Genomic DNA, 20,554 nt, shown 5'->3' on the forward strand with positions numbered 1-20,554 from the left:
AATCTATATTGATGAGGAGGATGGCGCGAATGAGTAGGTTTGAACATTTAGACCCAAAATCTCAAAAAATCCACCGCAACTGGTCAAGGATTAAGCACTCAAAATCTCAAGTTAACGGTGAAACGGAGATCACACTCCATAACCGTCTCTTGAGAAGTGAAGCAAGAGCCCGACAGTTTTAATCATGCTAGAAAAGTAAGTGTCATCAAGCCCAGAACGTATTCTGGGTTTTTCTTTTGTGTATTGTTAAATTATAGGGTTTTTATTTTTGTTTTGGTAAAATGAATATATATGAAAAAAATACGAGATTTTAGGAGGGGAAAGGAAATGAGCAAAGTAGAAAAACTAAAAAAGGGATTAAAGGAATTTGGCTTAGCGCATAAAGCGGAGGAATTATTACCTCTCGCAAAAGAATCCATTCGAATGATGGTAAACCAAATATCTGAAGAAAAAATTCAGATTGGCAGCTCAAAAATGGGTGGCTGTCCGGATGTACCATCTGATTTCTCATGGCCACATACAAACGACAATAGACCGTTGTATTTTCTTTGCCAACTAAATCTAATAGAAATCAAGCCTAATGATACAAACAGCTTATTACCTTCGGAAGGTGTGCTGTCCTTTTTCTATGATGCTGTCGAGCAACCTTGGGGATACGACCCGAAAGATCATGATGGCTTTAAAGTTTTCTATTTCTCTCAAGAGACTAGTAGCCTGAATAGAATGGAAATTCCCGCATCATTACACGAGCATGGTAACATCGACAGCGCGGCGCTACAATTTGAAAATGAATGGACACTTCCATCATGGGACTCGCCATACTCGATGTATTTACAAGAAATTTTAAGCGAAGAGGAGGCTGATAGCTATAGTGATTTTGAATACGAGTGGATGGAGATAGATGATTCTAGGGCTACTCATCGCATAGATGGTTATCCAGATGCGATTCAGGGTGACATGTATTTGGAATGTCAACTGGTAACAAATGGCTTATATTGTGGCGACTCAACAGGTTATAGCGATCCATTACGAAAGGAATTAGAGGCAGGAGCGACTGATTGGCGATTATTACTCCAAATTGATTCGGAGGATGAACTAGGGTTTATGTGGGGCGATAGTGGCAGATTATACTTCTGGATTCGTGAGGAAGATTGTAAAAATAAACAATTTGATAAAGCATGGGTTGTTTTACAGTGCTTTTAACGGAGGAGGGTGATGGAATGCGAGATAGTACATTTATTCAAGACTATTTAACGAATACTGATGATGAAAAATTAGCGGAACATGTTTTTTGGATTGACTGGCGTGAAGACAATGCTGATATTGTCCATTATAGCGAGAAACGCTTAAACACAGGGAAGCTGACGTATGAGTATGTTGTAGACAATGAGAGAGGTGTTGAATTTTATATCATCTATGGTGATAAAAAATCCCTTGTAGTGATGGATGCTGATGATAGTTGTGATCCAACTATCATTGCCTTAAACGAGATTTTACAGCCTGATTATGAAATACGCATGTGGATGGAATCAAGAGGTTCAGATACATTAGGCTTTGTTTTCCTAACACCTGCTGAATGGTCAACTCTTGAACAGCAATTCGGATTAGAAAACGTACAAGAGTATTTTATGAGTATTACACCTGATACAAAAATATTCCGACTAACCTATGATGATGTCGAGCATCTGTTGTAGAATCGTAAGCTTTGAAAATAAGCTACATGACAATGACTATATAGATGATGTTCTAATGTATAAAATGATTCGTAAATAGCTCATCACCAAAAATTGTGGATGACATATATGCCCTGTAAATTAGTTGATCTTCGTTCCGACTGGGCGACTCCAGAAAATCAACCACACGTTATGGTGATGAGTCTCACTAATAATAATTGTGAGTTTTAATAGAAAGGAGCATACAAATTACATGAAAATATATAAATTCACACAAGAGTTGGCCAATCAAATTAATAATTATCAATCAATGAATTCTTTTTATACGAAAATCATGAAAACGGTGGAACCTACTAATATTGGCTTCATCTATATAGAGCCAGGTGGTGTTGTTGGAATGCACGAGGCGCCAGTCCCACAGTTATTTATTGTTATTCAGGGTGAGGGATGGATTTGTGGTAAAGATAAAGAGAAAGTAAGTATAAAAACTGGAGACGGTGTACTTTGGCAAACAGGAGAGGCGCATGAATCTGGGAGTCATACAGGGTTAACAGCATTAGTCATCCAATCCGAGCATATCAATCTTGCATAGATTACATAAATTAAATCATCAAGAGTAACGGAGTAGATTGTAGCTCCGTTATTCTATTGTTAAGCCGAGTTTAACTGTTTTTAATATATGCCCATCGAAAACGTCATCAAATTCCTCTATTTTCAAAAAGCCTTTTGCTTGATAAAAATTCATACCAATTGTATTTTCTTTCTCTACACAAACGATAACTGACGTTAAATCTGGAAACATGTTGATACCCTCTTGTAAGAGTGCTGTACCAATACCTTTGCCCTGTGTTTCAGGTAGTAAATAGATTGCGAATAGTTCAGCCACACCATTAACCACATTAGAAAAATTTGCAAAGCCTACTACCGACTCTTCAAATATAGCAACTAAAAATGGACTACTTTCTAGACGTAGTTTCAATCGATCGTAACTATAAGCAGCTTGTAAAAATCGATCTTGGATGTTACGTGGAATGATTCCCTCGTATGTTTTGTGCCAGCTTTTCTTGGCAATTTCTTGTACAAAAATGATGTCATTCTCTTGCATCTGTCGTATAATTAATGTCAACACTTTTTACCTGCAATTCCAATTTTTTTATTTATTGTAACATTAAATAACTCGAAGGGGGATGACTTCATGCAAGTTGTTGAAAAAGCGTTTGGCTATATTACGAGGGAGCATGAGGGGCAGTTACAAGTGCTAGTATTTGAGCAAAATACAGAAGGAGTAGGAATTCAAATTCCTAAAGGCACGGTAGAAGAAGGGGAAACACCGCAAGAGGCTGTAACCCGAGAGATGTTTGAAGAGACAGGTTTATTCGATTTAACAGTTAACGGGTTAATTGCCCAAGATTATTTTAATCACCATTCAGGGGTTCTACAAAAACGTTATTTTTATCATTTAACTACGAAGGAAAAACGAGATACATGGCAGCATTGTCCTACAGGTGAAAACGAGTCAGGTTTTGTGTTTTCATTTTACTGGATTTCAGACGAGCATGAAGTGACATTAGCTCAAGGACATGGAGATTATTTGTATCGAGTATTGGCTCGTGTGAAGAATTGATTGTTATCTATTTAAAAGCTGTATTTAATTGAACAAAACCGCGTCTCTCAATATAAGAGACGCGGTTGTTTTGTCAATTTTTCTAAGCTTTTGCGGCAACCTCTAATGCTTGAGCAAAATCTGCAATTAGATCGTCAACATGCTCAAGACCAACTGAAAAACGTAATAGTCCATCCGTAATTCCACGTTTTTCACGCTCTTCAGGCTCCATTGCTGCATGACTCATTTTAGCAGGGTAGGATAAGATCGATTCAACGCCACCAAGAGAGACAGCGAAAACTGGAATTTTCATCGCTTCTACAAGTGCTTTTGCCTCTTTATAGCTTGGTAGGCGGAAAGAAAGAACTGCGCCTGCACTCGTGCACTGATTATGATGAATCTCATAGCCAGGATGTGAGGCAAGCCCTGGGTAGTATACTTGCTCAACAAGTGGATTTGCAGCTAAAAACTCCGCAATCTTTTGTGCCGACTCAGCAGAACGACCATAACGCACATCTGTTGTTTTAATATTTTGCAATAGTGTAAAGGAGTCCTGCACACCTAATATATTGCCGAATGAATTTTGGATAAAGTATAAATCCTGACCAAGCTTTTCGTCAGCAGTTACTGTCAATCCTGCAATAATATCAGAGTGCCCAGATAAAAATTTTGTAGCAGAATGAATAACAACATCGACACCTAGCTCAAGTGGACGTTGGTGTAAAGGTGTCATAAAAGTATTGTCTAAAAATGTTAAGCAATGATGCTGTTTGGCTAGAGCAACAATTCCGCGAATATCTGTGATGCCAAGTGTCGGATTTGACGGTGTTTCCATATAGAGCAGTTTTGTAGCTGGTGTAATGGCTGCTTCAACCGCCTCTAAATCTGTGAAATCAACGAAAGTATGGGAAATACCGAAGCGTGGTAAAACTTTGGAGACGAAGCGGTATGTTCCTCCATAAACATCCTCCGTAATGACCATATGATCACCCTGAGATAATAGCATTAATGCTGCAGATACAGCTGCAATTCCAGAAGAAAATGCATGGGCACGTACTCCGCTTTCAAGCTCTGCGACTGCTTTTTCTAGTGCATCACGTGTAGGGTTACCAGAACGAGCATAGTCATATTCACCAAATTCATCGATACTCTCTTGATGGAAAGTAGATGATAAATACATAGGCACATTGACTGCACCTTTTTTATTTTCATAGCCGTCACGAACTCCTGCGTGAATTAGGCTTGTTTCAATATGTTGCTTCATCTTTAAGCCTCTTTTCTAAGGATATCGAATACTTGTTTTAAATCCGCAATTAAATCTTCAGCCTCTTCAACGCCAACAGAGAAGCGCAATAATCGGTCACAAACACCACGTTCAATACGTTCTTCATAAGGCATATCTGCATGTGTTTGAGTAGCAGGATACGTAATAAAGCTTTCAACACCACCAAGGCTTTCAGCAAAGGTAATTAACTTCAAGTTACGAAGGAATGGGTCAATCCAGTCAGCCTTTTTCAAGCGGAATGAAAGCATGCCACCTTTTCCTGTGTATAGCACGTCTGTCACAAGTTCTTCTTCTTCTAAATAGGCAGCAATTGCTTTACCGTTCGCATCGTGCTGCTTTAATCGAAGATGCATCGTTTTTAAGCCACGAATAAGCAACCAGGAATCCATCGCACCTAATACCATCCCGCTACCATTATGAATAAAGCCAATACGTTCTGCTAATTCAGCACCTTTTGCGACAACTAAACCAGCTAACACATCATTATGTCCGCCTATATATTTAGTAGCAGAATGAATGACAATGTCAGCACCTAATTCGATGGGGCGTTGGAAATATGGTGTATAGAACGTATTATCAACAATTAACCACGCACCGTGCTTGTGAGCTAATTCAGCATACACTTGCAAATCAAATTCCTGCATAAGCGGATTCGTTGGCGTTTCAATGAAAAGAGCACGCGTATTGTCATTGATTAATGCTTCTACCTGCTCAACTGATTCAAATTTAGAGTAAACAGGCTTAATATTGTATGTCTCTTCGAAGAAATTAAAAAGTCGATATGTACCTCCATATAAATCATCAGGTACAACTAATTCATCACCAGGCTTAAACAACGATAGAACTAGTTGAATGGCTGCCATGCCAGAGCTACAGGCAAAGCCCATATCTCCACCCTCTAAATCAGCAATTCCCGCTTCTAATAGGGCACGAGTTGGATTTTTGGTACGTGCATAATCAAAACCAGTGGATTCACCAATACCAGTGTGTTTGTAAGCTGTCGATAAATGAATTGGTGGGCTAACAGCGCCTGTTCTCGGATCACTTAAATTCCCAAGTTGTACAAGTTTTGTTTCAATACTTCTGTTGTTTGTCATGTCGTCACTCTTTTCTTCATTATAATATCGGGCAGGCAAAATATCCTGAAATACTAGACCACATTTCCCATATTCTAAATAATTGTTATCAATTTAACATGTATACTAAAGAAGAACAAGATGATTTCAGAAAATTGGTGATATTATTTGTAGGAAATCACCTAGGAATAGTAGGATATGTAAAAAGGAGGAGAGTTAAATGAGGAATTGGCTTGTAATTGGAGGAACAGGAATGCTAAAGGATGTTTCTTTATGGCTTCTACAGCAAGGTAATCATGTAACCGTTATTGGGAGACAACAAAAGAAAATGCAAAGTTTGATAAATGATGTTAAAAATGATTCGAAATTGTCACCTTTAAGAGTGGATTATACGAATTACAATAGCTTTAAATTAGCATTAATAGAGTCTCAGCAAACTAATGGATCATTTGATTGTATTATTGCTTGGATTCATGGTTCTGATAAAAGAATTTGGGAGTCACTTTTCCAAGCAATTCCTAACACAAAAAATGTGATTTTATACCATATAAAAGGGAGTAGCTCTTACATAAATAATGACCGTACAAAAAGTTATTTACCTTGTAGTATAATTTATCGAGAGGTAAAACTTGGATTTATTATAGAAAGCAACAACTCCTCAAGATGGCTAACAAATAATGAAATTGCACAAGGAATTATCGATGCAATACAACAAGAAATACCAGAAAAACATGTGGGTGTGTTTGAACCATGGAATTTGCGTCCTTAAAGAAATAAATCTATTAAACAAAAAGAATCTGCCTATTTCCTCGGTTTATCCAAGGGAAATTAGACAGATTCTTTTCAGTATAGTTTAAGCTTGCTCTTTTTTTAATAAATCTCGAATTTCTTTTAGAAGCTCTTCTTTAGCATCTAATTTTGGTGCCGGCTCTTCCACAACAGCTTCTTCTTTTTTACGAGTTAGCTTTGTCATAATTCTTAATGCCATGAAAATTGCAAAGGCAATAATTAAAAAGTCAATGATTGACTGTAAAAATACACCTAATTTTACTTGAGCAGTACCTGAGCCATATACAAAGCTCTCTGTCAAATCAATACCACCAGTTAAAACACCAACTAATGGCATAATGATATTTTCAACTAAGGAGGTAACAATTTTACCGAAAGCACCACCAATTACTACTGCCACTGCTAGATCGACAATATTGCCTTTCATAGCAAACTCTTTAAAGTCTTTCCACAAAATAAATTCCTCCTATTTTTATCCTTATAAAATAATCGAATTATATTTTACTATATTTTTCCCTTTCATTTCAACTATTAAAATATTGGTAATCATATACTAAAAAGGCTACGACATAAAACGAAAATTTTGGTAATATAGAAATAGAATACAAGATTAGGTGTGACATATGGCGAAAAAAAAGAAGAAAAAACCGATGCTATCGCCTTCCGCCCAATTGGGCATGATAGCATTATTAATACCAATAGCGATAATTGTTTATGTATTCGCTTTTTTTGCATGGAAGGAGCTACAAACATTACCGATATTTGAAAAACTAGAGCAAGAAAAGGCAATAGAAGAAATTCAACAAAATTTCGATATGGAAATTCCTGAGCAATATATTCCTGTTTATGTAGCGGCAGAAGAGAAATACGGTGTACCTTGGACATTACTTGCCGCCCATCATCGAGTTGAAACACGCTTCTCCTCAATGAAATCACTTGTATCACCAGCCGGGGCAGAAGGACATCTGCAATTTATGCCTTGTACATTTGTAGGTTGGCAACATCCTTCCTGCTCAGGATTAGGAAAAGGGGATATACCGAAGGCTGAATTAATGAATCCAGTATCAATAAAAAAATATGGTGGATTTGGTGTAGATGCTAACGGAGATGGTCTGGCAGATCCTTATGATATTGAGGACGCTATATTTAGTGCAGCGAATTATTTATCGAAAAATGGTGCAGCAAATGGTGATGTGAAGGGAGCTGTTTTTCAGTACAATCACAGTGATGAATATGTTGAAAAGGTGTTATATTATTTCAATTTATATAATGATTATCATGATGAACTGAAAGAAGTCGTCCTTTTAAATACGGAAAAATAAAGAGGCTGGAACAAAAAAAAATTCTACATCAGAAAAGTTTATTGTTGTATCACTATTAATTAGATTTGACATGCCCTAAGTAAAAAACTGGGGGATCAGCGGCTCATCGAACGCTCCAGAATCACCCTTCGTTTTGTCGAAGAGCTACAATAATTTTCAATAACAAATAAAGAGCCATCAAAAAAGATGGCTCTTTATTACATATTTAGGTTGCTTTGTGCATACTTTTTAAAATAAAGCTTACAATGAAAATCAGCACGATAGCACCAATTAATGCTGGGAATACGTAAAAATTACTAACTCGCCAACCCCAGTTACCAAGAACCATACTACCAATCCAAGAACCGACAATCCCTGCAACAATATTCCCGATGACGCCGCCAGGTACATCTTTACCTAAAATGACGCCTGCTAACCAACCTAAAAGCCCGCCAATGATTAAATACCAAATGAAGCTAATCATTTTTTTCATCTCCTTAAACTTAAGATATAATGGCGATTGCTTAGTTATGCCCTGAAAGGAACAGATTAAACGCGTCTAGCTTCTTTGGTAATCATTACAATTTTGCGAAATGGTTTTTATGACTTAACAACTGTTGCGCCTAACGTATGCTCAAAATGACGTCATGCCTATTCATGACCTACATCATCAAAACTTGCAACACCATTTGCATAAACAACCGTTGAAATGCTCAAATTATAGGCATCAACTTCAGTATGTAAAATATAAAATCAGTACAAACGCCACTAAATGAATTTCTTTGATACCTCTTTCTCAGTAAATGCGCTATATCGAGTTTTATCGAGCCAAAAAACTTTTTTGTTGTTATAGATTTCACCAAAAACAGCGTCCTTTAGTGCCGCGAACTTTATGAGGTGAAAATAACTTTGATTCAGGATGAAATGGATCATCTTCCTCATGTAAATCATTCGAAAAAAAACAAATTCGTTCTTAGCAATAAATATTCAAATTAAGGATGAGATCTTTTTATTTTCATTCGAGCAGAGTCTCCTATTTCTAGAGGTTTGAGTTGAATGCAGTTGCTTTTGTGTATATCCAAATATCAATTGAATGAAGATAAAGCCTCCAGACGCAAATACGAAATTGATCTAATAATGCTTGACCGGGCTCACCATTTTAGTTTTCCATCATTAGCTCCAAAATCATACATATAATCTACAACTAATAGAGCCTTTTTCAACGTTTCCACTCTCCTTATAGGTATAATTTCGCTTTTATCATGCCATATTTGGGCCTGTTTGTCAGAAAAATGATTCAAATTTAATATTAAGAATAGTTTGAAAATTGGTTTTTCTGAGAGTATAATGTGAAAAAAGGAGAGTGTTCAATATGAATATGACAGCTATGAAACGTTTAAATCGACAAGGATTTCTTATTGCAGGCTTACATCTTCTAGTAATGTTAAACTTTGCGGCGGAATTTTTATTCGCCTCTTAATCTCTCAAATAAAATAGAAAGGTGAGTTAAATGCTAGTCCAATTCTAAAACAACCGTGAAGGCAAATGTTATTGTGTCCACGGTTGTTTTTTATTGTCTTGAGGGAATTTGCATAGAGGACATATAGTACAAATAGAGGGGTGATAGAATGACAACTAGATTTGATCGAGCGTTCCGTGAACTAGAGCGACCATTTGCTTGGTTGGACTTTGATGCACTGGATAACAATATTACAACTGTACACAACTCTTGTGGAGAGAAAAATATTCGTATTGCGACGAAATCAGTTCGTTCTGTGGAAATGTTACGTTATTTACAAAAAAACCTCCCAAATGTGACTGGATTTATGACGTTTACAGCGGCAGAAACAATTTTTTTACTTCAACAGCATTTTGATGATTTGCTACTAGGGTACCCAGTGATGGAAGAAGCTACTGTTCGACAGTTATTACATTTTGTAAAGGCGGGGAAAACGGTCACTTTTATGGTGGATAAGCAGGAACATATAAAATTTTTGGCTGAGCTAGGGCAAGAGCTAGGCGTTCTTGTGAGGGTATGCATTGATATTAATGTTTCCAATGATTTTAAAGTTCTTTATTTTGGTACAAAACGCTCTTCACTTCATTCACTCGAGTCACTCACACCATTTCTTGAATATATTAAAAATCAATCATTTATTGAAGTAGTTGGAGCTATGGGCTACGAAGCTCAAATTGCAGGAGTCGGTAATCGCCCAGCAAATGCTGTTAAAGGGAGAATTATAGAAGTAATGCAATTGCAAGCCAAAAAACAAGTTACCCAGTTTCGTAGATTGGCTATTGCTCATATAAAAGCGTATTTTCCAACTCTGCGTTTTGTAAATGGTGGAGGCTCAGGAAGTATGGCCTACACCGCACAACAGAAAGAGGTAACAGAAATTACGGTTGGCTCTGCGTTTTATGCACCAGCTTTGTTTGACCAATTTACCCATTTACAGCTTGAAAAGGCAGCTGGATTTGCTTTAAGGGTAACAAGAAAACCAGAAAAAAATATTGTTGTTTGTCATGGTGGAGGTTATACAGCGTCAGGAGCAATCGGTGCTGATCGATTACCGGTATTCTATGAACCAACCTTTTTTTCGTATTTTAATTTAGAAGGAGCAGGAGAAGTTCAGACACCGATTCAGGTAAGGCGTAAAAAAGTCAATGTGGGAGACACGCTATATTTTCGACATGCTAAGGCTGGTGAGTTGTGCGAAAGATTCCAAGTGTTACATGGAATTAGAGGGGACAAGTTTATAGGAACTTATACAACCTATAGGGGGAATGGACAATGTTTTCTATAGATAAGTGGGGTAATGGGGAGAAGTGGACGAACTGGGCTGGTAATGTAATCTCTTATCCGTCTGAGATGTACTTACCTCAATCTATTGAAGAGGTTACAAATATCGTGAAGCATGCACGTGAATTAGGAAAAACGATTCGTGTAACAGGTGCGGCTCACTCCTTTAGCGCTGTTGCAATGCCTGAGCATATAGCACTCTCTTTACATAATATGCGTGGGCTAATAGCTATGAATGAAGATAGGCAAGAAGCGACATTTTCGGCTGGCACGTATTTATATGAAATAGGACCATTACTTGCAAAGTATGGCTTTGCCCTTATGAATATGGGAGATATTCAGGAGCAAACGATTGCTGGAGCGGTGTCAACAGGTACCCATGGAACAGGTGTAACACTTGGTTCGTTATCTTCAACTGTAACAAAATGGGGTTTTGTAGATGGTACAGGTACGTATAGAGAGCATATTAGAGGAATGGATGATTTATCGGAAGCTTTACATGTTTCACTCGGCTTGCTTGGAGTGCTTGTGCAAGTAACAATCAAGGTGATACCGCTGTACAGCTTACATTATGTGGGCACAAGAGATACTTTAGAAAATGGGCTGGCGATATTTGCTGAAGATATTCGACAGCATCGACATGTTGAGTGGTTTTATTTTCCTGGTAGCGAAACCATTCAAGTGAAGCGCATGAATGCTGTAGCACCTGTTTATCAGAGTGATTGGAGTAAGAGAATGGAAGCCTTGAAACTTCAAATAGTAGAGAATGGTGCTTTTTATGCTATTTCAGAGCTTTGTAAATGGAGGCCTTCGTTAAGTGGTGCGATGAGTAAATTAGCAGCAGCCAATGTTGTTGAAGGGGAGAAAACGGGGATCAGTTATGAAATTTATCCGTCTCCACGTAGTGTAAAGTTCCAAGAAAGTGAATATGCTATTCCATTAGCGCAATTTGAGGCGTGTATGGAAGAGATACACGAAACCTTTAAAAAAGGAATTTTTAATGTACATTTTCCGTTAGAATGTCGGACAACGGCAGGAGAAGCAGGTTATTTAAGTCCTACCCAAGGACAAGAATCAGCATTTATTGCCTTTCACATGTATAAAGGAATGCCGGAAGAGCCTTATTTTGAATGGGTTCATACGATGATGAAAAAATATAAAGGACGACCACATTGGGGCAAACAAAATCATTTAACGGCTAACTATGTGTATGAGCTATATCCAGATATCGAAAAATTTTTAGGGATTCGTCGTCAATATGATCCAGATCATGTGTTTTTTACAGGCTACTTAAGAAAATTATTCACACTGTAAGCGTTATTTCATTATATAGCTATTCAATCTCCTTTAAAGGATTTGAAACATTTTTTGAAAGATTATTAAAAAAATTTAAATTTGAACGAAATGTCAAAATATTTATCAAAACGAGATAAAAGTGATGCTTAATCAGCATGAAAACGATTTCAAAATTTGCTAGATTATTTAAATTGTTTAAACAATTCAAAAAATGGTGTTGACGAGACCTTTTTTTCGTACTATGATAACAACAATTTAACACGTTCGTTACAGCAGTTAGTTGTCTTCAAGGCAATTAACATATACACAAAAATGAAATAGACAGAACATTTTGTATAAAGCAACGAACATAGCAATAAATGAGGGGCGTTTAAAATGAGAAGTGACATGATTAAAGTAGGCGTAGATCGTGCGCCACATCGAAGTCTTTTATATGCAACTGGCAAAGTAAAAGCAAAAGATCTAGGCAAGCCATTTATCGGGGTTTGTAATTCATATATTGACATTATTCCAGGTCACGTTCATTTACGTACATTTGCTGATGTTGTCAAAGAGGCCATTATTGAAGCGGGTGGTATTCCATTCGAATTTAACACAATCGGTGTAGATGATGGTATTGCAATGGGGCACATTGGTATGCGTTACTCGTTACCAAGCCGTGAAATTATCGCAGACTCTGCTGAAACAGTTATAAATGCACACTGGTTTGATGGCGTATTCTATATTCCTAACTGTGACAAAATTACACCGGGGATGTTAATGGCAGCAGTTCGTACGAACGTACCATCAATTTTCGTATCTGGTGGTCCAATGGAGGCAGGTACTTCTGCTACTGGTAAGCAGCTTTCATTAACCTCAGTTTTTGAAGGTGTAGGGGCTCTTAAATCAGGCAAAATGTCATCTGAAGAGCTGTTAGATATTGAAAATAATGCATGCCCAACATGTGGTTCATGTTCAGGAATGTTTACTGCAAACTCTATGAACTGCTTAATGGAAATGCTAGGAGTAGCTTTACCTGGTAATGGAACAATCGTAGCTACTTCTGAAGAGCGCCATAAGCTTATTAAAGAAGCTGCTAAACAATTAGTCCGTATGATTAAAGAGGATATTAAGCCTCGTGACATTATTACAAAAGAAGCAATAGATGATGCATTTGCACTTGATATGGCGATGGGTGGTTCGACAAACACAGTCCTCCATACATTAGCAATCGCCAATGAAGCTGAAATCGATTATAACATTGAAGATATTAATAAAGTTGCAGAGCGTGTTCCATATCTAGCGAAAATTATGCCTGCTTCAGATATTTCAATGGATGATATTAATAAAGCAGGTGGCGTTAGTGCCATTATTAATGAATTGACATCTATTCCAGGTGCTATTCATCCAGATCGTCCAACTGTTGCAGGAGTGACAATGGGTGAGCTTGTAAAGGATTATCATATTACAAATGATCAAGTTATTCGTACGAAAGACAATCCTTATAGCCCAGTTGGTGGTTTATCGGTGTTATTTGGCAATATCGCTCCAGATGGCTCTGTTATTAAAGTAGGTGCTGTAGACCCTTCTATTAAAGTATTCAAGGGCGAAGCAATCGTCTTTGAATCACAAGAAGCTGCACAGGAAAACATTGATAATGGGACAGTTAAAGAGGGTCATGTAGTCGTCATTCGTTACGAAGGACCAAAAGGTGGCCCAGGGATGCCTGAAATGCTTGCACCAACGTCTGCGATTCAAGGTCGTGGTCTTGGTACAAAGGTTGCGTTAATTACAGACGGACGTTTCTCAGGTGCATCTCGCGGTATTTCAATCGGACATATTTCACCAGAGGCAGCAGAAGGCGGTCCAATCGCTTTAGTAGAGAACGGTGACATGATCACAATTGATCTACCAAATCGTACGATCAATTTAGAAGTTTCAGATGAAGTATTAGCTGAACGTCGTGCAAAACTACCGGTATTTGAACCGAAAATTAAACGCGGATGGTTAGCAAGATATTCAAAATTAGTAACAAGCGCCTCTACAGGTGGCGTCATGAAAATTTAATAAGTTAAAGCGTTGATGAGGTAAAAGGTTCTAGAGCCTTGTATCTACCAGAGAGCCGGTCGTGCTGGAAGCCGGCGATACAACTAGATCCGACATCCCCTCGGAGCGAGCTATTAAACGCGCATTCGCCATTAGATAGCTCCGGGCATAATCGAAAGTGCTCGTTATTAATGAATAAATGATTTATGACACCTTATTGGATGCGAATTTTCTCGCATTGGTGCATAAATGCTTACATTTATTCACGAGGTAGCAATTATTTGCTATAAAAAAGGGTGGTACCATGGAAAGTCTTTTTCATCCCTACGTAAGGTAGTTCTTTGCGTGTGGAGAAAAAGGCTTTTTATTTTTTTGACAATGTTAGCAGGAGTCTCTTTATAAGGAGACATCCAGCTTGTATTACTTCACTGATGCGCATTACTAATGTGAAATTGAATAATAAGAAGGAGGCATATTTGATGAGTGCGAATGTTTCTATCAATGAAAAAGAAGAATTAACGACAACAGCAAAAGCTGAACAAACCTATCAAGCGAAAGATGGTGCTGACGTATTAGTGCAAGCATTGCATGAACAAGGTGTTGAAATTGTTTTTGGTTACCCTGGTGGGGCGGTACTACCAATCTACGATGCAATGTATAAAAATCCGATTCGTCATATTTTAACTAGACATGAACAAGGTGCAATCCATGCAGCGGAAGGTTATGCACGTGTTTCCAATAAACCTGGTGTTGTAATAGCAACGAGTGGTCCAGGGGCAACAAACCTAGTAACAGGTATTGCTGATGCAATGATTGATTCCATTCCATTAGTTGTTTTCACTGGTCAAGTTGCAACGTCTGTAATTGGTACAGATGCTTTCCAAGAAGCAGACATTATGGGCATTACAACACCAATCACAAAGCACAATTATCAGGTGCAGGATGTCAATGATATCCCGCGCATCGTTAAAGAGGCTTTCCATATTGCAAGCACTGGTCGAAAGGGCCCTGTTGTAGTAGATTTCCCGAAAAACGTTTCTCAAATGTTATTTGATGTAGAGAACCCACCACAAGCACCTGAAGAAATTTATTTACCAGGTTATCAGCCAACATACAAACCGAACTATTTACAAATTCAAAAGGCCATTCAGGCAATTTCATTGGCCAAAAATCCATTAATTTTAGCTGGAGCTGGTGTACTCTTTGCAGATGCCAAAGAAGAACTAACTGCATTCGCTGAGAAATATCGTATCCCTGTAACGAACACTTTATTAGGGCTTGGTTCAATCCATGGAGAACATGAATTATTCCTCGGTATGGCTGGTATGCATGGAACTGTAACTGCGAATACAGCAATTACAAAAGCAGATTTATTATTGAATATTGGTGCTCGTTTTGATGACCGTTTAACTGGTGATTTAGCAACATTTGCACCGAATGCAACGATCGTACACATTGATATTGATCCAGCGGAAATCGGAAAAAATGTCCCGACTGATATTCCAATTGTTGCAGATGCCAAAGAAGCATTAAAAGCGTTATTGAAAAAAGACTTCAAAGGTCCAGAGACAACAGATTGGCTAGCATTCTTAAATAATCATGCAAACGAATATCCATTATGGTACAACAAGGTGCCTGGGGACAAAGTAATTTTACCGCAAGAAGCATTGGAGCTTGTGCATAAAATTACAGAAGGTGACGCAGTTGTTACTACAGATGTTGGTCAGCATCAAATGTGGGCTGCACAATATTATCGCTTAAACAATGATCATGGATGGGTAACGTCTGGTGGACTTGGTACGATGGGCTTCGGCTTCCCAGCTGCAATTGGCGCCCAGTTTGCGAAGCCAGACAAAAAAGTTGTAGCTATTGTAGGAGATGCAGGATTCCAAATGACTGCACAAGAGCTTTCTATCCTACAAGAATTCAACTTACCGGTAAAAATCGTGATTTTAAATAACAGCTGTTTAGGAATGGTACGCCAATGGCAAGAAACATTTTATGAAGAGCGTTATTCATCTTCACTTATGCCGATCCAACCAGATTTTGTTAAATTAGCCGATGCATATGGCATTAAAGGCTATCGAATTGACACAATCGACGAAGCGGAATGTATTTTCCGTGAGGCACTACTTTCTGATGAGCCAGTGTTAATCGATTGTCGCGTTAAACAGCTTGAATGTGTGTACCCAATGGTAGCACCAGGCAAAGGCTTACATGAAATGATTGGGGTGAAAAAGAATTGAAACGAGTAATTACAGTAACAGTGATTAACCAGAGCGGTGTGTTAAACCGTGTAACAGGTTTACTTATGAAGCGTCAATTCAATATTGAATCAATCACAGTTGGTCATACTGAACAGCCAAACTTTTCGAAAATGACTTTTGTAGTAAACGTAGAGGATGAGCGTAAAATTGAACAACTAGTGAAGCAATTATCAAAGCAAATTGATGTGCTAAAGGTCAATGACATTACAGATAAATCGATCGTATTACGCGAGTTAGCACTTGTGAAAGTAATTTCACCACCAAACTTACGACTAGAAATGAATTCAATTATCGAACCATTCCGTCCACAAATTATTGATACAGCGAAAAACGTTGTCACATATCAAGTAGTAGGACATCCAGAGAAGATTGATGCCTTTATTGAACTAATTCGACCTTATGGTATTAAAGAATTAACGCGTACAGGGGCTACTGCATCTGTTCGTGAAACACAAAAAATCTCAAATACGCAGCTCTCTATTTTAAAATAGTTTGCATATAAAATTGAAAGCTTTGGATTTATGACCCTTAGTCGGGTTATTCGCATCCGAAGTAAAAAAATAAACCCAAATTTAGGAGGAAACAAACAATGGCTACAATGTACTATGATCAAAACATCAACGAGGAAGTATTAAAAGGAAAAAAAATCGCAATCATCGGTTATGGCTCACAAGGTCACGCACATGCATTAAACCTTAAAGAATCAGGATTCGATGTAGTAGTAGGAGTTCGTCCAGGCGGATCTTTCGATGCAGCAAAAGCTGATGGATTAGATGTAAAAACTGTTGCTGAAGCAGCACAGGAAGCAGATGTGATCCAAATTTTACTTCCTGATGAGCGTCAAAAAGCTGTATATGAAGCTGAAATCGCTCCACATCTTGAAGCAGGTAAAGCACTTATGTTTGCACACGGCTTCAACATTCACTTCGGTCAAATTACACCACCAGCAGATGTTGACGTATTCTTAGTTGCGCCGAAAGGTCCAGGACACTTAGTTCGTCGTCAGTTCCAAGAAGGTGCTGGTGTACCAGGCTTATTCGCAATTCACCAAGATGCAACTGGTCAAGCGAAAGATATAGCTCTTGCTTACGGTAAAGGAATCGGTGCAGCTCGTGGTGGATTACTTGAAACGACATTCAAAGAAGAAACTGAGACTGATTTATTCGGTGAGCAAGCAGTACTTTGTGGTGGTGCTACACAATTAGTTAGAGCTGGTTTCGAAACATTAGTAGAAGCAGGGTACCAACCAGAGTTAGCATACTTTGAAACACTTCACGAATTAAAATTAATCGTTGATCTAATGTTTGAAGGTGGTATGGCAACAATGCGTTACTCAGTATCAGATACAGCTGAGTGGGGTGACTATGTTGCAGGACCACGTATTATCGACGACTCTGTAAAAGCTCGTATGAAAGATGTTTTAACAGATATCCAAGATGGTACATTCGCTCGCCGTTGGATTCAAGAAAACGAAAATGGTCGTCCAGAATATACAAAATTCAAAGAAGCTGGTGCAAATCACCAAATCGAAGAAGTTGGTGCTAAATTACGTGCTATGATGCCATTCATCAACGAAGGTAAAGAAAAAGTTGTGAGAGAAGTGGCTACAAGTGCGAAAAATTGATATTTTCGACACAACACTTCGCGACGGCGAACAATCTGCTGGTATTAACTTAAACACAGCAGAGAAAATTGAAATCGCCAAGCAACTGGAGCGCCTAGGAGTGACAATTATTGAAGCAGGTTTTCCTGCTTCGTCACCTGGCGACTTTGATGCGGTCAATCGCATTGCAGGTACAGTGAAAAACTCCATCGTTACAGGTTTAGCTCGCTGTGTACAAAAGGATATCGACACAACTTGGGAAGCGATTAAAGTAGCGGAGCAGCCACATATTCATATTTTCTTAGCAACTTCCCCAATTCATATGGAATACAAGCTAAAAAAAACACCCGATCAAGTGGTAGAACAAGCGATTGAAGCTGTAAAATATGCGAAAAAATTCTTTCCGCTTGTGCAATGGTCAGCAGAAGATGCATTCCGTTCAGACCGAGAATTTTTAGTGCGTATTATGAATGAAATTATTGCGGCTGGTGCGACAACCATAAATGTACCTGACACAGTAGGATATGCATCGCCACAAGAATATGGTGCATTATTTAAATTCCTACTTGAAAACGTAAAAGGTGCTGAAAAGGTAAAATTCTCTGCACATTGCCATGATGACCTAGGTATGGCAACTGCTAATACGATTGCAGCCATTGAAAATGGTGCCTCGCAAGTAGAGGGTACGATTAACGGTATTGGCGAGCGCGCTGGAAATGTTGCGCTTGAAGAAATTGCAGTTGCACTTCATATTCGCCAAGATATTTACCGTGTAGAGACAGGGATTAATTTACAAGAAATTAAACGTACATCTCAATTAGTCAGTAAATTGACGAATGTAGTTATTCAGCCGAATAAAGCTATTGTTGGTAAAAACGCATTTGCACACGAATCAGGTATTCACCAAGACGGTGTGTTAAAAAATCCAGAAACGTATGAGATTATTTCACCTGCTCTTATCGGTGAAGGTGAGGTACCGCTCGTTCTTGGCAAACACTCAGGTCGCGCAGCATTCCGTGATCGAGCAGAAACAATGGGCTTTAATCTTTCGGATGAAAAAATCAATAAAGCATTCACTGAATTTAAAAAATTGGCTGATCGTAAAAAAGAAATTACAGAAGAAGATTTACTAACTCTTCTTACAGAACAACAAATTCAAGTAGAAGATGTGCCACTCTTCGAACTGAAGATGGTACAGGTGCAATATGGTACAGAAAATATACCAACAGCAACAGCGATTGTTTTAACACCAGAAGGTCTAGAGAAAACAGTTGTTGCAACAGGTTCAGGCTCGGTGGAAGCTATTTTCAATACGCTTGAGCAACTTGTACAAGGAGATATTCATGTGATTGATTACCGAGTTACGTCTGTCGGTAAAGGGCGAGATGCACTCGGTGAAGCCGTGATTAATATCCGCTATGATGATGTATCGACAACTGGACGCAACTCATCACAGGATGTTTTAGAAGCATCGGCAAAGGCTTATTTAAATGCTATAAACCGTCATTTAATTCAAGTAAGCCTTCATGCACAGCCTGTAAGTTAATCGATCATCAAGCTTCTCGTGAGTGTCACAGTTTTTAGTGGTAGTGAATTGTAAGAGCTTCATTCACATCCAAATGAATTATGCCAATTACGCGTGGTCGTAATTGATGACCCTCACCTATTACTATAGGTGAGAGTCTTACTAAAATGGCGTATTTCAACGCTATAAAAAGAAAGGTGTTTTGACGATGGAGAAAAAAATTACAGTACTTCCTGGTGACGGAATTGGGCCAGAGGTTGTTGCTTCTGCTGTACGTGTATTACAGGTGATTGGAAAGCGATTTAACCATAAATTCCATTTAGGCTATGCAACAATCGGAGGCGCTGCCATCGACCAACACAATAATCCACTACCAGATGAAACGATTGAGATGTGTGAAAATAGTGACGCTATTTTACTAGGAGCCGTTGGTGGTCCGAAATGGGATCGTAACCCACCAGAATTACGTCCAGAAAAAGGATTATTACGTATTCGCAAGCACTTTGACTTATTCGCAAATCTACGTCCAGTAAAGGCGTTCCCGAGTTTACTAGATGCTTCACCATTAAAGCGTGAAGTAGCCGAAAACGTCGATTTAATGATTGTACGTGAACTAACAGGCGGCGTATACTTCGGGGAACCACGTATGCGTACTGAGAATGGCGCGATTGATACAACTGTTTACTCAACTGCAGAAGTTGAGCGTATCGTTGAAAATGCCTTTGAATTAGCACGTTTACGTGGAGGTAAATTATGTTCTGTTGATAAGGCAAATGTACTTGAAACAAGTCGCTTATGGCGTGAAGTTGTAGAAGCGAAGAAAAAAGATTATCCAGATGTGTATGTGGAGCACAATTTAGTAGATTCTGTTGCTATGAAATTAATTACAAATCCTAGTCATTATGATGTGGTAGTTACTGAAAATATGTTTGGAGATATTTTAAGTGATGAAGCATCTGTTATTACAGGCTCTTTAGGCGTACTACCATCTGCATCCATTCGCGGAGATAATTTTGGTCTATATGAACCAGTACATGGCTCAGCACCGGAAATTGCTGGTCAAGGTGTAGCAAATCCAGCTGCAACAATTCTTTCAGTTGCCATGATGCTACAATATTCATTTGGCTTAAAAGAAGAGGCTGCTGAAATTGAACGTGCTGTAGGTGCAGTTTTTGATGATGGTTATTTCACAGCAGATCTTGCACGTGATGGCGGTCGTATACTATCGACGAATGAATGGACAGATAAAGTAATTAACGAGATTGATACAAGCTTTGTTTCAGAAAGCATTATGACAACATACATTTAAGA

General features: G+C 38.4%; 20 protein-coding genes and 1 pseudogene. 15 read left to right on the forward strand and 6 right to left on the reverse strand.

Features of this window, described 5'->3' with window-relative positions:
- The first annotated feature begins 29 nt into the window (after window positions 1-29).
- The 4 genes from QRN68_RS01875 to QRN68_RS01890 all read left to right on the forward strand — a co-directional run bounded on the left by QRN68_RS01875 (window position 30) and on the right by QRN68_RS01890 (window position 2,265).
- The gene (locus tag QRN68_RS01875) at window positions 30-182 is read left to right on the forward strand and encodes a YpzG family protein (protein WP_285394929.1); all 153 of its coding nucleotides are present in this window, start codon (window positions 30-32) and stop codon (window positions 180-182) included.
- A 145-nt stretch (window positions 183-327) separates the two neighbouring features.
- Entirely contained in the window at window positions 328-1,203 is an 876-nt protein-coding gene (locus tag QRN68_RS01880; RefSeq protein ID WP_285394930.1) for a YwqG family protein, read from the forward strand.
- Between the two features lie 17 nt (window positions 1,204-1,220).
- Window positions 1,221-1,694, forward strand: coding sequence for a hypothetical protein (locus tag QRN68_RS01885; protein ID WP_285394931.1), 474 nt, complete (start codon window positions 1,221-1,223; stop codon window positions 1,692-1,694).
- A gap of 232 nt (window positions 1,695-1,926) precedes the next feature.
- A complete protein-coding gene (locus QRN68_RS01890; RefSeq protein WP_285394932.1) occupies window positions 1,927-2,265 on the forward strand; it encodes a cupin domain-containing protein in 339 nt (112 codons plus the stop codon).
- A gap of 48 nt (window positions 2,266-2,313) precedes the next feature.
- Here QRN68_RS01890 and QRN68_RS01895 read toward each other — a convergent pair whose 3' ends face one another.
- Window positions 2,314-2,799, reverse strand: coding sequence for a GNAT family N-acetyltransferase (locus QRN68_RS01895; protein WP_285394933.1), 486 nt, complete (start codon window positions 2,797-2,799; stop codon window positions 2,314-2,316).
- Between the two features lie 69 nt (window positions 2,800-2,868).
- Between QRN68_RS01895 and QRN68_RS01900 the strand changes: the two genes are divergently transcribed.
- The gene (locus QRN68_RS01900; protein ID WP_285394935.1) at window positions 2,869-3,297 is read left to right on the forward strand and encodes an NUDIX hydrolase; all 429 of its coding nucleotides are present in this window, start codon (window positions 2,869-2,871) and stop codon (window positions 3,295-3,297) included.
- A gap of 82 nt (window positions 3,298-3,379) precedes the next feature.
- On the opposite strand, the gene QRN68_RS01905 is transcribed toward QRN68_RS01900, so the two are convergent.
- The gene (locus tag QRN68_RS01905) at window positions 3,380-4,540 is read right to left on the reverse strand and encodes an aminotransferase class I/II-fold pyridoxal phosphate-dependent enzyme (RefSeq protein ID WP_285394936.1); all 1,161 of its coding nucleotides are present in this window, start codon (window positions 4,538-4,540) and stop codon (window positions 3,380-3,382) included.
- A 2-nt stretch (window positions 4,541-4,542) separates the two neighbouring features.
- Entirely contained in the window at window positions 4,543-5,658 is a 1,116-nt protein-coding gene (locus tag QRN68_RS01910) for a methionine biosynthesis PLP-dependent protein (RefSeq protein ID WP_285394937.1), read from the reverse strand.
- Window positions 5,659-5,857: 199 nt separating this feature from the next.
- On the opposite strand from QRN68_RS01910, the gene QRN68_RS01915 reads away from it, so the two are divergent.
- Complete coding sequence (locus QRN68_RS01915) at window positions 5,858-6,406, forward strand: Rossmann-fold NAD(P)-binding domain-containing protein (RefSeq protein ID WP_285394938.1); 549 nt, start codon at window positions 5,858-5,860, stop codon at window positions 6,404-6,406.
- A gap of 84 nt (window positions 6,407-6,490) precedes the next feature.
- Here the strand turns inward: QRN68_RS01915 and mscL are convergent, their stop codons facing one another.
- The gene (gene mscL / locus QRN68_RS01920; protein ID WP_285394939.1) at window positions 6,491-6,880 is read right to left on the reverse strand and encodes a large conductance mechanosensitive channel protein MscL; all 390 of its coding nucleotides are present in this window, start codon (window positions 6,878-6,880) and stop codon (window positions 6,491-6,493) included.
- Window positions 6,881-7,049: 169 nt separating this feature from the next.
- On the opposite strand from mscL, the gene QRN68_RS01925 reads away from it, so the two are divergent.
- Complete coding sequence (locus tag QRN68_RS01925) at window positions 7,050-7,748, forward strand: lytic transglycosylase domain-containing protein (protein ID WP_285394940.1); 699 nt, start codon at window positions 7,050-7,052, stop codon at window positions 7,746-7,748.
- Between the two features lie 205 nt (window positions 7,749-7,953).
- On the opposite strand, the gene QRN68_RS01930 is transcribed toward QRN68_RS01925, so the two are convergent.
- Both QRN68_RS01930 and QRN68_RS27015 read right to left on the reverse strand, forming a co-directional pair.
- Complete coding sequence (locus QRN68_RS01930) at window positions 7,954-8,211, reverse strand: GlsB/YeaQ/YmgE family stress response membrane protein (RefSeq protein WP_285394942.1); 258 nt, start codon at window positions 8,209-8,211, stop codon at window positions 7,954-7,956.
- 167 nt (window positions 8,212-8,378) lie between these two features.
- Window positions 8,379-8,676: pseudogene (locus tag QRN68_RS27015) on the reverse strand (cysteine hydrolase family protein); the annotation flags it as partial.
- Between the two features lie 679 nt (window positions 8,677-9,355).
- Between QRN68_RS27015 and QRN68_RS01935 the strand changes: the two are divergent.
- From QRN68_RS01935 to leuB, 8 genes are all read left to right on the forward strand, one after another.
- Window positions 9,356-10,531, forward strand: a complete 1,176-nt coding sequence (locus tag QRN68_RS01935; protein ID WP_285394943.1) for an amino acid deaminase/aldolase — start codon at window positions 9,356-9,358, stop codon at window positions 10,529-10,531.
- Window positions 10,519-11,841, forward strand: coding sequence for a D-arabinono-1,4-lactone oxidase (locus QRN68_RS01940; protein WP_285394944.1), 1,323 nt, complete (start codon window positions 10,519-10,521; stop codon window positions 11,839-11,841). Before QRN68_RS01935 ends, QRN68_RS01940 begins: the two co-directional genes overlap by 13 nt.
- A 357-nt stretch (window positions 11,842-12,198) precedes the next feature.
- The gene (gene ilvD / locus QRN68_RS01945) at window positions 12,199-13,869 is read left to right on the forward strand and encodes a dihydroxy-acid dehydratase (RefSeq protein ID WP_285394945.1); all 1,671 of its coding nucleotides are present in this window, start codon (window positions 12,199-12,201) and stop codon (window positions 13,867-13,869) included.
- Window positions 13,870-14,327: 458 nt separating this feature from the next.
- Window positions 14,328-16,094 carry a biosynthetic-type acetolactate synthase large subunit gene (gene ilvB, locus QRN68_RS01950; RefSeq protein ID WP_285394946.1) on the forward strand — a complete coding sequence of 589 codons (1,767 nt, stop codon included), beginning with the start codon at window positions 14,328-14,330 and terminating at the stop codon, window positions 16,092-16,094.
- Window positions 16,091-16,606 carry an acetolactate synthase small subunit gene (gene ilvN, locus QRN68_RS01955; RefSeq protein WP_285394949.1) on the forward strand — a complete coding sequence of 172 codons (516 nt, stop codon included), beginning with the start codon at window positions 16,091-16,093 and terminating at the stop codon, window positions 16,604-16,606. Before ilvB ends, ilvN begins: the two co-directional genes overlap by 4 nt.
- Window positions 16,607-16,704: 98 nt before the next feature.
- Window positions 16,705-17,739: a ketol-acid reductoisomerase gene (gene ilvC / locus QRN68_RS01960; protein WP_053483880.1), complete on the forward strand. Its 1,035-nt coding sequence runs from the start codon at window positions 16,705-16,707 to the stop codon at window positions 17,737-17,739.
- Window positions 17,726-19,264, forward strand: coding sequence for a 2-isopropylmalate synthase (locus tag QRN68_RS01965; protein WP_285394950.1), 1,539 nt, complete (start codon window positions 17,726-17,728; stop codon window positions 19,262-19,264). Before ilvC ends, QRN68_RS01965 begins: the two co-directional genes overlap by 14 nt.
- A gap of 187 nt (window positions 19,265-19,451) precedes the next feature.
- Window positions 19,452-20,552: a 3-isopropylmalate dehydrogenase gene (gene leuB, locus QRN68_RS01970; RefSeq protein ID WP_285394952.1), complete on the forward strand. Its 1,101-nt coding sequence runs from the start codon at window positions 19,452-19,454 to the stop codon at window positions 20,550-20,552.
- Window positions 20,553-20,554: the final 2 nt, after the last annotated feature.

It is taken from the genome of Lysinibacillus sp. fls2-241-R2A-57, from assembly GCF_030209535.1.
Classification (GTDB): domain Bacteria; phylum Bacillota; class Bacilli; order Bacillales_A; family Planococcaceae; genus Lysinibacillus.

Excerpts from the sequence above, each read along its gene's own strand:
- QRN68_RS01875 (WP_285394929.1), top strand. The coding sequence starts at position 30 with ATGAGTAGGTTTGAACATTTAGACCCAAAATCTCAAAAAATCCACCGC.
- QRN68_RS01880 (WP_285394930.1), top strand. The coding sequence starts at position 328 with ATGAGCAAAGTAGAAAAACTAAAAAAGGGATTAAAGGAATTTGGCTTA.
- QRN68_RS01885 (WP_285394931.1), top strand. The coding sequence starts at position 1,221 with ATGCGAGATAGTACATTTATTCAAGACTATTTAACGAATACTGATGAT.
- QRN68_RS01890 (WP_285394932.1), top strand. The coding sequence starts at position 1,927 with ATGAAAATATATAAATTCACACAAGAGTTGGCCAATCAAATTAATAAT.
- QRN68_RS01900 (WP_285394935.1), top strand. The coding sequence starts at position 2,869 with ATGCAAGTTGTTGAAAAAGCGTTTGGCTATATTACGAGGGAGCATGAG.
- QRN68_RS01905 (WP_285394936.1), bottom strand. The coding sequence starts at position 4,540 with ATGAAGCAACATATTGAAACAAGCCTAATTCACGCAGGAGTTCGTGAC.
- QRN68_RS01910 (WP_285394937.1), bottom strand. The coding sequence starts at position 5,658 with ATGACAAACAACAGAAGTATTGAAACAAAACTTGTACAACTTGGGAAT.
- QRN68_RS01915 (WP_285394938.1), top strand. The coding sequence starts at position 5,858 with ATGAGGAATTGGCTTGTAATTGGAGGAACAGGAATGCTAAAGGATGTT.
- QRN68_RS01925 (WP_285394940.1), top strand. The coding sequence starts at position 7,050 with ATGGCGAAAAAAAAGAAGAAAAAACCGATGCTATCGCCTTCCGCCCAA.
- QRN68_RS01930 (WP_285394942.1), bottom strand. The coding sequence starts at position 8,211 with ATGATTAGCTTCATTTGGTATTTAATCATTGGCGGGCTTTTAGGTTGG.
- QRN68_RS01935 (WP_285394943.1), top strand. The coding sequence starts at position 9,356 with ATGACAACTAGATTTGATCGAGCGTTCCGTGAACTAGAGCGACCATTT.
- QRN68_RS01940 (WP_285394944.1), top strand. The coding sequence starts at position 10,519 with ATGTTTTCTATAGATAAGTGGGGTAATGGGGAGAAGTGGACGAACTGG.
- ilvD (WP_285394945.1), top strand. The coding sequence starts at position 12,199 with ATGAGAAGTGACATGATTAAAGTAGGCGTAGATCGTGCGCCACATCGA.
- ilvB (WP_285394946.1), top strand. The coding sequence starts at position 14,328 with ATGAGTGCGAATGTTTCTATCAATGAAAAAGAAGAATTAACGACAACA.
- ilvC (WP_053483880.1), top strand. The coding sequence starts at position 16,705 with ATGGCTACAATGTACTATGATCAAAACATCAACGAGGAAGTATTAAAA.
- leuB (WP_285394952.1), top strand. The coding sequence starts at position 19,452 with ATGGAGAAAAAAATTACAGTACTTCCTGGTGACGGAATTGGGCCAGAG.